Raw genomic sequence first — 14,075 nt, forward strand, 5'->3', positions numbered from 1 at the left:
GAACAATGATGTTCACAGAAGCGCGGCGATCAGCATGGCGACCGTGGCGAACAGCCCGACCATCCAGATGAGAGAGCGCCACGGGGTCCAGCCGAACGCGTAGGCGGGGACATAGAAGATCCGTGCGATGAGGTAGATGTAGGCGCATGATGAGGTGAACGTGCCGGATTTGCCCGCCAGTGTCACCACCACGCAGGCAATCGTGAACAGGATCAGCCCTTCGAAGTGGTTGTTGAGGGCGCGTTGCAGGCGGCCTGCGGTGCCGGTGAGTTCGACCTTGCGGTCTCGGGGCGACACAGCGGCCTTGGGACCGACCTGTTTCTGGGCGGTGACAGAGTAGAGGACGAATTGGACCACTTGCAGCAGTGCGGCGAGGGTGAGGGCCGTGAGTTCAGGTGTCATGCGGTGCGGAGTCCTTGTGCAATCAGGGCGGCGCGTTTGGCATAGCTGCCGATGCGCGCCGAGGGGTGGGGTACTTCGATGTGGTCGATTTTGAAATAGCGCAGAACGCGGGCACTGTCCTGCCCGAGGGCGACGGGGCGGCGGCCCAGCAACTCGTGCCGCCCGACGGCGTCAAAGCTGGCGCGGGCATCTGCGACGGGAATGGTGCTGGAGCGTTTCGGGGTAAGCGCGTGGAAGACCGGCGTGATGTAGATATCGGCGCGCTTGAGGCCCAGCAGGTCGAGGGCAAGGTCGATGACGCGGTTGTAGGGCGCGTCCGGCAGGTAGCCTGTGCGGTTGAGTTGGTCACGGTGCTGGTCGGCCGAGGGCGCGTCGAGCCAGTCTTTGGACATCAGCAGCGGGCCGGTGAGGTTGCCGGATGTCATCTGGATGGGCGAGACATAGTCGCCGTCAAATCCGGCGTCGGCCAGCGTCGGGTAGCCGTGCACGCGAAAGGCACGGCGCGCGGCGATGGCGCGCTGATATGCAGACCGGAGTGTCACGCACCAAGCAGCGGCAGGATCATCAGGACGAGCCCCACGAGGGAGGCGGCGAATGCGGCCGAGCGCACCAGCGGCACGCCGGAGGCATAGGCAGGCACATAGGCCACGCGCGCCCAGAACCACAGGGCCGCACCAAAGGCAGATGTGCCATTGCCCAATTCGCTGATGGCGAGGGTCAGGGCAAGCGCGATGAAGGCGGGCAGTGTTTCGAGGTAATTGCGCAAGGCGCGCTGGATACGCCCCGCGATCACGTTCTGGCCGCGGTCCTCATCCTGTGGGCCTAGCGCCCAGCCGATGCCTTTGGACAGGTCCGAGAATGTCGCCTGCACAAGGATGTGTACGATCAACAGGAGTACGGCATAGGTGAGGTAGGTGAGTTCGGGGGTCACTGTGCGATCCTATCGATGCTGCCATGCCGTGTGCGGTGGGGGCAAACGGTTGTGCCGCGATGCGCCTGCGCGTTTGGTGCTGTGTGTCACGGCGGCGCGGGACCGCCGTGATTTTTTGTCGGCCCGTTGGCTATTAGCGGGATGGTGCCAGCCGGTCGGGCGGGTCGTGGTCGGCGGGCCGTAGCCCGCCGACTTATTACAGATCCATCAGCAGGCGGCGTGGATCCTCAAGCGCTTCTTTCACGCGCACAAGGAAGGTCACCGCGCCTTTGCCGTCGACGATCCGGTGGTCATAGGACAGGGCCAGATACATCATCGGACGGATCACGACCTGACCGTTGATGGCCATCGGGCGGTCCTGAATCTTGTGCATGCCAAGGATGCCGGACTGTGGCGGGTTCAGGATGGGCGAGGACATGAGCGAGCCGTAAACGCCGCCGTTGGAGATCGTGAAAGTACCGCCCTGCATCTCGGCCATGGAGAGTTTGCCATCGCGGGCGCGCGCGCCTTTTTCGGCAATCGCCTTTTCGATATCGGCAAAGGACATGGAATCCGCATCTCGGATCACCGGCACCACAAGGCCCGTGGGTGTGCCTGCGGCGATGCCCATGTGGACGAAGTTCTTGTAGACGATGTCGGTGCCGTCAATCTCGGCGTTGACCTCGGGGACTTCTTTCAGCGCGTGGCAGCATGCCTTGGTGAAGAAGGACATAAAGCCCAGTTTCACGCCGTGCTTTTTCAGGAACAGGTCTTTGTACTCGTTGCGCAGGGCCATCACCTCGGTCATGTCGACCTCGTTATAGGTGGTGAGCATGGCAGCGGTGTTCTGGCTGTCCTTGAGGCGGCGCGCGATAGTTTGGCGCAGGCGCGTCATCTTCACGCGTTCCTCGCGTGCGGCATCATCGGCAGCCACTGGCGCACGCGGCGCGCTGGCCGCGGCAGGAGCAGCAGCAGGGGCGGACCCCGCAGCCGCGACGGCGCGGGCCACGTCGTCTTTCATCACGCGGCCATCGCGGCCCGATCCGGTGACGGCATCGCGGCTGATGCCAGCCTCGGCCATCGCTTTCTTGGCGGCTGGGGCGTCTTCAACATCGCTGCGCGCGGTGCCTTGGCCTGCGGGCGGGTTCTGGTAGTCGCTGGTCGGCTCGGCATCGCCCGAGGTTTTGGCGGGGGCGGAACCCGACGGCGCGATCACGGCAAGTTTGGCGGATGCGTCGACGGTGCTGCCTTCGGCGGCGATAATTTCGGACAGGACGCCAGCGGCGGGGCTTGGCACCTCGACCGAGACTTTGTCGGTTTCAAGCTCGCACAGCATTTCGTCTTGCGCGACCGTGTCGCCAACGGCCTTGAACCATGTGCTGACGGTCGCCTCGGTCACGGATTCGCCCAAGGTGGGCACCATGACGTCGACATTGTCGCCAGCGGGGGCGGCATCATCACTGGCGGTGCGGGCGGCAGAGGCGTCGGCCTTCGGATCTTCGGAGGCTTCGCGGCCCTTGGGTGCGGATGTAGAGCCTGCATCGCCTTCCGAGATGGTCGCGAGCAGCGCGTCGACGCCAACAGTTTCGCCTTCGGCGGCGACAATACTGTCAAGTGTGCCTGCCACGGGGCTGGGCACTTCGACGGTGACCTTGTCGGTCTCCAGCTCGCACAGCATTTCGTCTACGGCGATGGTTTCACCGGGTTTTTTGAACCATGTGGCGACGGTGGCTTCGGTAACACTTTCGCCCAGTGTGGGTACGCGGACTTCGGTTGTCATGGCTTACTTTCCTTTGATCGTCAGCGCTTCGTCAACGAGAGCGGCTTGTTGTGCTTTGTGGTTGCTGGCCAGACCCGTCGCGGGCGAGGCCGAGGTGGCGCGGCCCACATATTGGGGGCGCGTGTGTTTCGATTTGATACGGCCCAGAACCCATTCGAGGTTCGGTTCGATAAAGGTCCAGCCGCCCTGGTTCTTGGGTTCTTCCTGACACCAGATCATTTCGGCCTCTTTGAACCGTTCCAGTTCCTTGACCGCTGATTGCGCGGGGAAGGGATAGAACTGTTCGAAGCGCATCAGATAGATGTCGTCGATGCCGCGGGCGTCGCGTTCTTCGAGAAGGTCGTAGTAGACCTTGCCCGAACACATGACGACGCGCTTGATCTTGTCATCCGCGACCAGTGTGGTGTCCGAATTCCCCTGTTGGGCATCATCCCACAGCACGCGGTGAAAGCTGCTGCCGGTTGTGAACTCTTCTGCCTTGGACACGGCAAGCTTGTGACGCAGCAGCGATTTCGGCGTCATCAGGATCAGCGGCTTGCGGAAGTCGCGGTGGATCTGGCGGCGCAGGATGTGGAAGTAGTTGGCCGGTGTCGTGCAGTTGGCGACGATCCAGTTGTCCTGTCCGCACATTTGCAGGAACCGTTCCAGACGTGCCGACGAGTGTTCGGGCCCTTGCCCTTCGTAGCCGTGTGGCAGCAGCACGACGAGGCCGGACATACGCAGCCATTTGCTTTCGCCCGAGCTGATGAACTGGTCGAACATGATCTGCGCGCCGTTGGCGAAGTCACCGAACTGCGCTTCCCACAGGGTCAGGGCGTTGGGTTCGGCAAGGGAATAGCCGTATTCGAAACCCAGAACCGCGTATTCCGACAGCATGGAATCGATCACTTCGTACTGTGCCTGACCGGCGCGCACGTTGTTGAGCGGATAGTAGCGTTCCTCGGTCTCTTGGTTGACGAGGCCGGAATGGCGCTGGCTGAACGTGCCGCGTGTACTATCCTGTCCGGCAAGGCGCACAGGGAAGCCTTCGGTAAGCAGGGAGCCAAAGGCCAACGCCTCGCCCGTTGCCCAGTCGATGCCTTCGCCCGTTTCAAACATCTTGGCTTTGGCATCCAGCAGCCGTTCGACTGTCTTGTGCAGCGCAACCCCTTCGGGTGCTGTGGACAAGGCGCGACCGACCTCGGCAAAGGTCTCTTTCTTGATCGCCGTCTTGCCGCGCTGGTATTTCTTTTGCTTCATCTTATCGAGGTGGGACCACTTGCCATCCAGCCAGTCGGCTTTGTTGGGGCGGTATTCTTTGCCGGCCTCGAACTCTTCGTTCATTTTGGCTTGGAAGGCGGCTTTCATATCCTCGATCTCGCCCTCGGGGATCAGGCCGTCCTTGACCAACCGCTCGGTATAGAGGGTCAGCGTGGTCTTCTGTTTCTTGATCTTCTTGTACATCACGGGGTTGGTGAACATGGGCTCGTCGCCCTCGTTGTGACCAAACCGGCGGTAGCAGAAGATGTCGATGACCACGTCCTTGTGGAACTTCTGGCGGAACTCGGTCGCGACTTTGGCAGCGTGCACGACGGCCTCGGGATCGTCACCGTTCACGTGGAAGATCGGCGCCTCGACCACCAGCGCGTTGTCCGTCGGATAGGGGGACGAGCGCGAGAAGTGCGGCGCGGTGGTGAACCCGATCTGGTTGTTCACGACGATATGCATGGTGCCGCCAGTGCGGTGGCCGCGCAGGCCCGACAGGGCGAAACATTCGGCCACAACACCCTGACCGGCAAAGGCCGCATCGCCGTGCAACAGCACGGGCATGACGCTGGTGCGTTCGGGGTCGTTGTTCTGGTCCTGTTTGGCGCGGACCTTGCCCAGTACAACGGGGTTTACCGCCTCAAGGTGCGAGGGGTTGGCCGTCAGGCTGAGGTGCACGGTGTTGCCGTCGAATTCGCGGTCCGACGAGGCACCAAGGTGGTATTTCACATCGCCCGATCCGTCGACATCTTCGGGCTTGAACGAACCACCCTGAAATTCGTTGAAGATCGCGCGGTAGGGTTTCATCATCACATTGGCCAGCACCGACAAACGGCCACGGTGGGGCATGCCGATGACGATATCGCGCACGCCAAGGTTGCCGCCGCGCTTGATGATCTGTTCCATCGCGGGGATCAGGGATTCACCGCCATCCAGACCAAAACGTTTGGTGCCCATGTATTTCACGTGCAGGAATTTCTCGAACCCTTCGGCCTCGACCATTTTATTAAGGATGGCGCGGCGTCCCTCGCGGGAGAACTGGATTTCCTTGCCCAGACCTTCGATCCGTTCCTTCAGCCAACCGGCCTGTTCAGGGTCGGAAATGTGCATGTATTGCAGCGCGAATGTGCCGCAATAGGTGCGTTTCACGATGTCCAGAATTTCGCGCATGGTGGCGATATCGAGGCCCAGAACCTTGTCGATGAAGATCGGGCGGTCCATGTCGGCATCGGTGAAGCCGTAGGATTTCGGGTCGAGTTCGGGGTGCGGGGTCTGGTCGCGCATGCCCAGCGGATCAAGGTCGGCCACCAGATGGCCACGTATGCGGTAGGCACGGATGATCATCAGCGCACGGATGCTGTCGAGAACGGCGCGCTTGATCTGCTCGTGGCTGACCTCGACACCTTTTTCCGCCGCTTTGGCGGCAATCTTGTCTCCTGCGCCTTTGACTTCGGCAGGGGCGGCCCATTCGCCGGTCAGCGCCTGTGTCAGGTCGTCGCCGGGCATCGGGGGCCAGTCGCTGCGTGCCCAGCTTGGCCCCTCGGCCTCGCGTTTGACCGACATTTCGTCGTCGCCCATCGCCTGAAAGAACGCCTGCCATGCCTCATCAACCGCAGCAGGGTCGTTGGCATAGCGTGCATACATCTGTTCGAGGTACTCGGCATTGTGCCCCTGCATAAAAGACGAGGCATGGAACTGGTCGTTGGGGGATTGGTCGGTCATTGCGTTACCTCAGCAGATTGCTCGGGCCGGGACGTGGCCCCGGAGCCATTGAAACCAAGATGGTTCCTGCGGTTCGATTTGTGCGTTTTCATTCATGCAACTGGCTTGCGCGACCATAGGATCGACGCGGTCATATATGGGGCGTGGTACTATGACATCACGGGTGTGGCTGTTGTGCCCTTTGGTTTGCGCGGTTGGTCCGCCTTGAAGGGGACCAACGTGACAGGTCTGCATTGGTTTCAATGCGTTGCTGTTCAGCACTTTGGGGCACTGCCCGCGCAAGGACAAAGTTGCCGTTGCGCGGGCAATTTTCGCAGATGGGTAGTGCAGCCCGCGGGCAAGGCCCGAATGCCCCGCCTTTTGGCAGCGCGCTTGCGCCAGTGGCGCAAGCGCCGCGCTTATGCGCGGGCCACGGTTCACCCTTTGATGGCTTCCATCACGGCCTCGCCCAGTGTTGCTGGGCTGTCGGCGACCACGATGCCAGCGGCGCGCATGGCTTCGATCTTGTCCTCGGCACCGCCTTTGCCACCGGCAACGATTGCGCCCGCGTGGCCCATGCGGCGTCCGGGAGGGGCCGTGCGACCGGCGATGAAGCCAGCGGTCGGCTTCCAGCGGCCCGCTTTCTTCTCGTCCGCGAGGAATTGTGCGGCGTCTTCTTCGGCGCTGCCGCCGATTTCACCGATCATGATGATGCTTTCGGTTTCAGGGTCGGCAAGGAACATTTCCAAGACGTCGATATGTTCGGTGCCTTTGATCGGGTCGCCGCCGATGCCCACAGCCGAGGACTGGCCGATGCCCAGATCAGTCGTTTGCTTAACCGCCTCATAGGTCAGCGTGCCGGAACGGGACACAACACCGCACGAACCGCGCTTGTGGATGTGACCGGGCATGATGCCGATCTTGCACGCGTCGGGTGTGATGACGCCGGGGCAGTTGGGGCCGATCAGGCGGGATTTGGACCCCTCCAGCGCGCGCTGCACTTTCATCATGTCCAGAACTGGGATGCCTTCGGTGATACACACGATCAGCGGCATTTCCGCGTCAATCGCTTCGAGGATGGAATCCGCAGCGAAGGGGGGCGGAACATAGATCACCGACGCGTTCGCCTCGGTCATGGCCATGGCTTCGTGCACCGAGTTGTAGACCGGCAGGTCCAGATGGGTCATGCCGCCCTTACCGGGAGTGACGCCGCCAACCATCTTGGTGCCATAGGCGATGGCCTGTTCTGTGTGGAACGTGCCTTGGGAGCCGGTGAGGCCTTGGCAGATTACCTTTGTGTTTTCGTCAATCAGTACGGCCATTTGGGGCGTCTCCTTGAGGGTATTTTTGGCATTCGGGGTGTGTCATGCGGCGATACGCGGCTTGCGCAGCAGCGCCTTGATGTTGTCGTCAATGGGCAAACCGATGCGGTTGACCAGTTGCGTGATAAAGCCCGCGCGTTCCGCAGTGGCACGCAGCGTGGGCAAGGTGAAATAGGTGACGTGGTCGGGATAGCGGAAGCCGCACCATTTGCGTCCGACCACGTGGCGGTTGATGGACCCGAAATTCGGCACGCGGACAAAAACCGCGCCGCCGGGTTTCAGTGCGCGGTGAATGCCCCTGAGAACACCCATCAGGTCCACTTCGTGTTCGAGGTAGGAATGCATGATGACGCCGTCAAACATCTCGGCGTCGAATTCCCAGATCGCCTCGGCGCCCGCACCATGCACGCAATACCCGCCCCGCGCCCGCATCTGCGGATCGGCATAGGCGTGCAACGCACGGCTGAGTTCGATGCCATAGGGCACCATCGGTTCGGGCACGTTCATCAGGTTGCCACAGCCGATATCCAGCACGTGACCATTGTTGAACCACGCCCCCATCTGCGCCTGATTGCCTTTGTGGGTCAGGCGCAGTTTTGCGCGCAATTTGCGGATCATCGGGCTCAGCACGGTAGAGCCGCCGGATTTGATCTTTTTCTCTTCGTAGGTTTTTTCCCACGCAAAGTCTTCTTCCAGCGCCTCATAGGTCACGGGGTTGCGCAGATAAGTCAGATCGCAGCCGTCGCAGGTCGCGATGTGCCATTCACCACGGCTGTAGGCGGCGCTTTGGGTGGCCGCGTGGTTGTCGCAGGCAGGGCAGGGGCGCAGGTCGCTCATGGTTGCAACCCCTTGCCTGCGGGCAGGCGATCGACGGTGATCACGGTCTGATTGCTGGCGGTTTTGATGTGCACCACGGCAACGCGTCCGCGTAGCAATTCGCGTGCATCCAGATAGGCGGTGCCGTCGACAGCCGCATAGGGCGGGGTCAGCGGGATCGAGGTGCCAAAGACCGGCGGCATGGCCATCTTGGCCTGCACCTGCGCCACGGCGGCATCGGCGTGATCGCCCTCAAAGCGGACCTCGCATCGGCGTTCGGCATGGGCGGGCGCGGCGGGTGCCGGTTCCAGCGTTTTGTCCCAGAAGGTCAGGGTAAAAGGCAGGGGATCGCCCGCAATGCCTTGCATGTTCGTGCGGGCCTGCGCGGCGGTTTGCCCTGCCTTGAAGCAGTAGGCAGTGAACGCGTCGATTGCCGGATGCGTGCGTGCGCTTGGGGCGCTGAACGCGACGGCGCAGGCGGCCACAGCTATGACTACTGCGCCTCTCATCGGGCCACCTGCGCAACGCAATCGTCAACGATATCGCACAGATCTTCTGTCGGAATTTCGCTGGCACGGGGGCGGCGTGGTACATGTGCCTCGCGATCCGCGAGCCAGCGGGCAGTCGCCGCCAGCCCGATCGGGGGCAGCCCGGGCGATGCTTGGGCCGTGCCTGCGGGCACGTCGTTGCATCCTGCCATGGCAGTCACCAGCACCAAAAGAACTGCAAACAGCCGCATCTATGCCCCCTGTGCAACCCGCACACCACATCCGCACGCCGCCCTGACGGACAACACGCAGCTGACCGCCGGACACGAATGTCCGACGGCAGATGTAGCAGATGCAGTTATGCGAAAGGGGGCGGTTGGCATCACTTAGCCTTTGACCGCCTTCACGATCTTCTGCGCGCCGTCCTTGAGGTCGTCCGCCGCGATCACATCAAGGCCGGAGTTGTTGATGATGTCCTTGCCCTGTTGCACGTTCGTGCCTTCGAGGCGGACAACCAGCGGCACTTTCAGGCCGACCTCTTTCACCGCAGCAACCACACCTTCCGCGATCACGTCGCAGCGCATGATGCCACCGAAGATGTTGACCAGAATGCCTTTGACCTGTGGGTCCGAGGTGATGATCTTGAACGCTTCGGTCACTTTTTCCTTGGTCGCACCGCCGCCCACATCGAGGAAGTTGGCAGGTTCGGCACCGTAAAGCTTGATGATGTCCATGGTTGCCATGGCCAGACCCGCACCGTTCACCATACAGCCAATTTCGCCGTCCAGCGCGATGTAGTTCAGGTCGTATTTCGACGCGGCGAGTTCCTTGGGGTCTTCCTCGGTCTCGTCGCGCAGTTCGTTGATGTCGGGGTGGCGATAGATCGCGTTGCCGTCAAAGCTGACCTTGGCATCCAGTACTTTCAGATCGCCACTGTCGGTAACGATCAGCGGGTTGATCTCGAGCATCTCCATGTCTTTTTCAAGGAACGCTTTGTAGAGCAGACCCATCAGGCCGACGCATTGTTTGACCTGCTTGCCCTCAAGGCCCAGCGAGAACGCGATGCGGCGACCATGATAGGCCTGATAACCGGTGGCGGGATCGACGCTGAAGCTCAGGATTTTCTCGGGGGTGGATGCGGCCACTTCCTCGATGTCCATGCCGCCCTCGGTCGAGCAGACAAAGCTGACGCGGCTGGTTTGACGGTCGACCAGCAGGGCAAGGTACAGTTCGGTTTCGATGCCGGAGCCGTCTTCGATGTAGATACGGTTGACCTGTTTGCCTGCGGGGCCGGTCTGGTGTGTGACCAATGTGCGGCCCAACATTTTCTTGGCTTCTTCGGCGGCTTCCTCGACCGATTTGGTCAGGCGCACACCGCCTTTTTCGCCAGCGTCGGCTTCTTTGAACGAACCCTTGCCGCGGCCACCTGCGTGGATCTGTGCCTTGACCACCCACAGCGGACCGTCCAGCGCACCGGCGGCGGTCTTGGCGTCCTCGGCCTTCAGAACGACGCGCCCGTCCGAGACAGGAGCCCCGAAGCTGCGCAAGAGGGCTTTGGCCTGATATTCATGGATGTTCATAAGCGAAGGGTCCCGTATTGATGCATCTGATTTGGGCCTATACCAACATGCCTGAACGAGGGGTAAACCGAGAATGTGGTTGGACCCGCTTTTTCGGCGGAAAAACGCCATTTTGTGATCACTGCCGAAAATCCTGTGATCACAAAAGCTGTGCCTGCGTCAGGCAGGGAATCAAATCACTTACGAATAAAGGGTTAGGGCGCCTTGCGGCATTGGGAAAACCGCGTCCCGCCGACGCGTGATTGCGGGGCACGGAAACCCGTGATCCGCTTGATGTGTGATCCTCAAAAGAAAAGGGCCGGACGCATCCGCATCCGGCCCTTTCGAATAGGTTTTAAACGACCCTTAGGTCAGGCTGTCGTCGATGCCTTTGCACGCCTCGACCAGACCTTTGACCGCGTTGACCGAGCTGTCAAACATCGCCTGTTCGTCCTTGGTCATCTGGATATCGATCACCTTTTCGATGCCGCCAGCGCCGATCACGGTTGGCACGCCGACATACATGCCCTTGAGGCCAAGCGCGCCGTCCACATAGGCGGCACAAGGCAGAACGCGTTTCTGGTCTTTCAGGTACGCTTCGGCCATTTCGATTGCCGATGTCGCAGGCGCATAGAAGGCGGAACCGGTTTTCAGCAGGCCAACGATTTCGGCACCGCCGTCACGGGTACGCTGAACGATGGCGTCCAGTTTTTCTTGGCTTGTCCAGCCCATCGAGACGAGGTCGGGCAGGGGGATGCCTGCAACGGTCGAGTAGCGTGTCAGCGGCACCATCGTGTCGCCGTGGCCGCCCAGCACAAAGGCTGTCACGTCGCGCATGGAGACGTTGAATTCCTCGGCGAGGAAGTGGCGGAAACGTGCGCTGTCCAGAACGCCTGCCATGCCGCAGACTTTTTCGTGGGGCAGGCCGGAGAATTCGCGCAGCGCCCAGACCATCGCGTCAAGCGGGTTGGTGATGCAGATGACAAAGGCGTTTGGTGCGTGGTCGCGGATGCCTTCGCCCACGGATTTCATGACCTTGAGGTTGATGCCCAGCAGGTCGTCGCGGCTCATGCCCGGTTTGCGGGGCACACCGGCGGTGACGATGCAGACGTCCGCGCCAGCGATGTCGGCATAGGATTGGGTGCCCTTCAGTTTGGCGTCAAAGCCTTCGGAGGGACCGGATTCGGCGATATCGAGGGCTTTGCCCTCTGGCGTGCCTTCGGCAATGTCGAACAGGACCACATCGCCCAGCTCTTTGATGGCTGCGAGGTGGGCAAGGGTTCCGCCGATTTGACCGGCGCCGATCAGGGCAATCTTGGGTCGTGCCATGGTGTGGGGTTCTCCGAACGTTGGGTTTTCTTTGGCGCGGTGCGTAGCGCGCAACGGCGCGCCGCGCAAGTGTGCTGCGCTGCGGCGCAGGGGGCGGTGGACGCTGGAATGAGGTCGGGCTTTGGGCTAAGGCGTGGGGAAGGCGAAGTTTTTCAAAGGGGCGGGACGTGTTGCAACTGGATATTTGGTTTTTTGCAATCGCGGCTCCGGCTGTCGTTTTTGCAGGCATTTCCAAAGGCGGCTTCGGCTCTGGCGCGGCCTTTGCGGCAACCTCGATTCTGGCGCTGGTGCTGGACCCCGGCGTGGCGCTTGGCGTGACCTTGCCCTTGCTGATGCTGATAGATGCGGCGGCGCTGCGGCCCTATTGGGGCAAATGGGATTGGGCGGCGGTGATGCGCCTGATCGCGGGTAGCTTGCCGGGGGTGGCGCTTGGCGCGTGGCTTTATGCGAAGGCGGATGCGGATGTGTTCCGCGTGCTGATCGGCGTGATCTCGATCGGGTTTGTGATCTGGCAAGTGGGTCGCGCCAAGGGGTGGATACGGCTGGCTGACAGCGCCTTGCCCGGTTGGGTCGGGCATATCGCGGGGCTGGTGGCGGGGTTCACCAGCTTTGTCAGTCATGCGGGCGGCCCGCCTGCGGCTGTGTACCTGCTGTCGCTCGGCCTGAGCAAAACCACCTATCAGGCCAGTACGGTTTTGCTGTTCGGGGCAATCAACCTGTTCAAGTTTGTGCCTTATGCCTTTCTGGGCATGTTCACGCTCCAGACCTTTCAGGCCAATCTGGCGTTGGCGCCCTTCGCGCTGCTAGGGACTTGGTTGGGGGTCAAAGCGCACCGGCTGGTTCCTGAACGCGCGTTTTTCGGGCTGACTTATGTGTTGTTGATGATGACGGGCACCAAGCTGATCATCGACGGGCTGTCCTGATACACGCCAAAACAAAAGGCGCACCCGTGGGGCGCGCCTGATCTAATGTCCGTTCTGAGGTTCGCGCTTTAGGCGTCTTTGCCCTTGGCTGGCAGCGCCTCGGCCAGTTCCTCAAATGCTTGGCCGCTGGCGACCAGACAGGTGACGCCGGTGGGCGATGTCACGGTAATCGTCCACGATCCCGATGTGTCGGAGGCAAAAACCTCGACCACCGCGTTGTTCGCGCCAAGGCCCATGGATTGCCGCGTCTCGCCATAGCGCTGCGCCAATCGGGTCACGACCATCTCGCGCGGGCCGCAATTGCGTTGTTGCTGAGCCACCGCCGCGCCGGTGGTCGCCAAATTCAGAACTGCCGCAGCACCCAGCGTACCCAGCATCATCCATGTCGTCATTCGTGTCATCACGTTCAGCCTTTCACAATGGAAGGCGTCACCTCTCGTCATCTGGGCATGCCGGACAGTGCGGCGATGACAGGGCGGCCCCGGTTGAGTTCCATTCCATTGCCTCGCTTTCCGTAAACTGTTCAGCAGCCCTGCTGAAACGGCCCTCCCGCGAGTAATCGGAATGGCAACAGCCTGCGCCCAGCCTCTGAATTAAAGGTTAACAAATCGTGCGGTGGGTGGCGGCGACGGTTGGATTGGCCTGACGTTGCGGCTTTTTTCTGCGCTGCGGCAGGATGCCCCTTGAATTATGTGGAAAAAAATGACCAGTTTCGCGCAACTTTATGACCAGGGGGTTCTTCGCATGGCCACGGCACGTCCGCTTCGATCGACACTGTACATACCCGCATCCAAGCCGCGCGCGTTGGAAAAGGCGCGGGGATTGCCGGTGGATGCAATCATCTTCGATCTCGAAGACGCGGTGTCAGTGGACGAAAAAATTGCCGCCCGTGCGACGCTGGCCGAGGCATTGGCCACAGGCGGGTACGGCGCACGGATGAAGATCATTCGCATCAACGGGCTTGATACGGAATGGGGCGCGGACGATGCCCAAGCCGCCGTGTCGATGGGGGCGGATGCGATTTTGCTGCCCAAAGTGTCCAGCCCCGCCGATCTTGACGCCTTGGCGCAGATCACCGGCGATGCGGACCTGTGGGCGATGATGGAAACGCCGCTGGGCATGTTGAACGCTGCCAACATCGCCGCCCATCCGCGCCTGACGGGCATGGTCATGGGGACAAACGACCTTGCCAAAGAACTTCAGACACGCTTCCGCCCTGACCGTCTGCCGTTGCAAACAGGTCTTGGCCTGTGTCTGCTTGCCGCCAAGGCGCACGGGCTGGCGATTGTCGACGGCGTCTATAACGCGTTCAAGGATGAGGACGGTCTGGCCGTGGAATGTGCGCAGGGGCGTGACATGGGATTTGACGGCAAAACGCTGATCCATCCGGCGCAGATCGACATCGCCAACACGGCCTTTTCACCCTCGCAGGACGACATTGACCTTGCCCGCCGCCAGATCGAAGCCTTTGACGCGGTCGAAGCGTCAGGGCAGGGGGTTGCGGTGGTCGATGGACGTATCGTGGAAAATCTGCACATCGTAACCGCACGCGAAACATTGGCCCGCGCCGAAGCGATAGCGGCCATGAACGAGGGGTAAA

Annotated in this window: 14 protein-coding genes; 2 read left to right on the forward strand and 12 right to left on the reverse strand. The window is 61.4% G+C overall.

All coding sequences use genetic code 11. The annotated features are described in order from the left end of the window. Positions 1–12 precede the first annotated feature (12 nt). From AC6GQJ_RS13860 to mdh, 11 genes are all read right to left on the reverse strand, one after another. Positions 13–402, reverse strand: a complete 390-nt coding sequence (locus tag AC6GQJ_RS13860) for an MAPEG family protein (RefSeq protein ID WP_500769230.1) — start codon at positions 400–402, stop codon at positions 13–15. Continuing rightward, complete coding sequence (locus AC6GQJ_RS13865; protein WP_500769232.1) at positions 399–944, reverse strand: hypothetical protein; 546 nt, start codon at positions 942–944, stop codon at positions 399–401. Before AC6GQJ_RS13865 ends, AC6GQJ_RS13860 begins: the two co-directional genes overlap by 4 nt. Next, positions 941–1,333, reverse strand: a complete 393-nt coding sequence (locus tag AC6GQJ_RS13870) for an MAPEG family protein (protein ID WP_500769234.1) — start codon at positions 1,331–1,333, stop codon at positions 941–943. Before AC6GQJ_RS13870 ends, AC6GQJ_RS13865 begins: the two co-directional genes overlap by 4 nt. A 196-nt stretch (positions 1,334–1,529) precedes the next feature. Further along, positions 1,530–3,092: a 2-oxoglutarate dehydrogenase complex dihydrolipoyllysine-residue succinyltransferase gene (gene odhB / locus AC6GQJ_RS13875; RefSeq protein WP_500769236.1), complete on the reverse strand. Its 1,563-nt coding sequence runs from the start codon at positions 3,090–3,092 to the stop codon at positions 1,530–1,532. A 3-nt stretch (positions 3,093–3,095) separates the two neighbouring features. Next, positions 3,096–6,059, reverse strand: coding sequence for a 2-oxoglutarate dehydrogenase E1 component (locus tag AC6GQJ_RS13880; protein ID WP_500769238.1), 2,964 nt, complete (start codon positions 6,057–6,059; stop codon positions 3,096–3,098). A 416-nt stretch (positions 6,060–6,475) separates the two neighbouring features. Beyond that, positions 6,476–7,360: a succinate--CoA ligase subunit alpha gene (gene sucD / locus AC6GQJ_RS13885; RefSeq protein ID WP_500769240.1), complete on the reverse strand. Its 885-nt coding sequence runs from the start codon at positions 7,358–7,360 to the stop codon at positions 6,476–6,478. 42 nt (positions 7,361–7,402) lie between these two features. Next, on the reverse strand, positions 7,403–8,197 hold the full coding sequence (locus AC6GQJ_RS13890) for a class I SAM-dependent methyltransferase (RefSeq protein WP_500769242.1): 795 nt from the start codon (positions 8,195–8,197) through the stop codon (positions 7,403–7,405). Next, positions 8,194–8,685, reverse strand: coding sequence for a hypothetical protein (locus tag AC6GQJ_RS13895; RefSeq protein ID WP_500769244.1), 492 nt, complete (start codon positions 8,683–8,685; stop codon positions 8,194–8,196). The genes AC6GQJ_RS13890 and AC6GQJ_RS13895 overlap by 4 nt, the downstream gene beginning before the upstream one ends. Further along, positions 8,682–8,915, reverse strand: coding sequence for a hypothetical protein (locus tag AC6GQJ_RS13900; protein WP_500769246.1), 234 nt, complete (start codon positions 8,913–8,915; stop codon positions 8,682–8,684). Before AC6GQJ_RS13900 ends, AC6GQJ_RS13895 begins: the two co-directional genes overlap by 4 nt. 135 nt (positions 8,916–9,050) lie before the next feature. Continuing rightward, positions 9,051–10,244 (reverse strand): ADP-forming succinate--CoA ligase subunit beta, encoded by a 1,194-nt coding sequence (sucC, locus tag AC6GQJ_RS13905; RefSeq protein ID WP_500769248.1) that lies wholly within the window; start codon positions 10,242–10,244, stop codon positions 9,051–9,053. 345 nt (positions 10,245–10,589) lie between these two features. Beyond that, entirely contained in the window at positions 10,590–11,552 is a 963-nt protein-coding gene (gene mdh / locus AC6GQJ_RS13910; protein WP_500769250.1) for a malate dehydrogenase, read from the reverse strand. 167 nt (positions 11,553–11,719) lie between these two features. Here mdh and AC6GQJ_RS13915 point away from each other — a divergent pair, with 167 nt between their 5' ends. Beyond that, positions 11,720–12,475: a sulfite exporter TauE/SafE family protein gene (locus AC6GQJ_RS13915; protein WP_500769252.1), complete on the forward strand. Its 756-nt coding sequence runs from the start codon at positions 11,720–11,722 to the stop codon at positions 12,473–12,475. 68 nt (positions 12,476–12,543) lie between these two features. Here AC6GQJ_RS13915 and AC6GQJ_RS13920 read toward each other — a convergent pair whose 3' ends face one another. Further along, positions 12,544–12,876 carry a hypothetical protein gene (locus AC6GQJ_RS13920; RefSeq protein WP_500769254.1) on the reverse strand — a complete coding sequence of 111 codons (333 nt, stop codon included), beginning with the start codon at positions 12,874–12,876 and terminating at the stop codon, positions 12,544–12,546. Between the two features lie 343 nt (positions 12,877–13,219). On the opposite strand from AC6GQJ_RS13920, the gene AC6GQJ_RS13925 reads away from it, so the two are divergent. Continuing rightward, positions 13,220–14,074, forward strand: a complete 855-nt coding sequence (locus AC6GQJ_RS13925) for an HpcH/HpaI aldolase/citrate lyase family protein (RefSeq protein ID WP_500769256.1) — start codon at positions 13,220–13,222, stop codon at positions 14,072–14,074. The last annotated feature ends 1 nt before the right edge of the window (position 14,075 follow it).

Source organism: Tateyamaria sp. 7Alg 36 (assembly GCF_059882455.1).

Coding starts and splice junctions, on each gene's coding strand:
- AC6GQJ_RS13860 (WP_500769230.1), bottom strand. CDS start 402: ATGACACCTGAACTCACGGCCCTCACCCTCGCCGCACTGCTGCAAGTG.
- odhB (WP_500769236.1), bottom strand. CDS start 3,092: ATGACAACCGAAGTCCGCGTACCCACACTGGGCGAAAGTGTTACCGAA.
- AC6GQJ_RS13880 (WP_500769238.1), bottom strand. CDS start 6,059: ATGACCGACCAATCCCCCAACGACCAGTTCCATGCCTCGTCTTTTATG.
- sucD (WP_500769240.1), bottom strand. CDS start 7,360: ATGGCCGTACTGATTGACGAAAACACAAAGGTAATCTGCCAAGGCCTC.
- AC6GQJ_RS13890 (WP_500769242.1), bottom strand. CDS start 8,197: ATGAGCGACCTGCGCCCCTGCCCTGCCTGCGACAACCACGCGGCCACC.
- AC6GQJ_RS13895 (WP_500769244.1), bottom strand. CDS start 8,685: ATGAGAGGCGCAGTAGTCATAGCTGTGGCCGCCTGCGCCGTCGCGTTC.
- AC6GQJ_RS13900 (WP_500769246.1), bottom strand. CDS start 8,915: ATGCGGCTGTTTGCAGTTCTTTTGGTGCTGGTGACTGCCATGGCAGGA.
- sucC (WP_500769248.1), bottom strand. CDS start 10,244: ATGAACATCCATGAATATCAGGCCAAAGCCCTCTTGCGCAGCTTCGGG.
- mdh (WP_500769250.1), bottom strand. CDS start 11,552: ATGGCACGACCCAAGATTGCCCTGATCGGCGCCGGTCAAATCGGCGGA.
- AC6GQJ_RS13920 (WP_500769254.1), bottom strand. CDS start 12,876: ATGACACGAATGACGACATGGATGATGCTGGGTACGCTGGGTGCTGCG.
- AC6GQJ_RS13925 (WP_500769256.1), top strand. CDS start 13,220: ATGGCCACGGCACGTCCGCTTCGATCGACACTGTACATACCCGCATCC.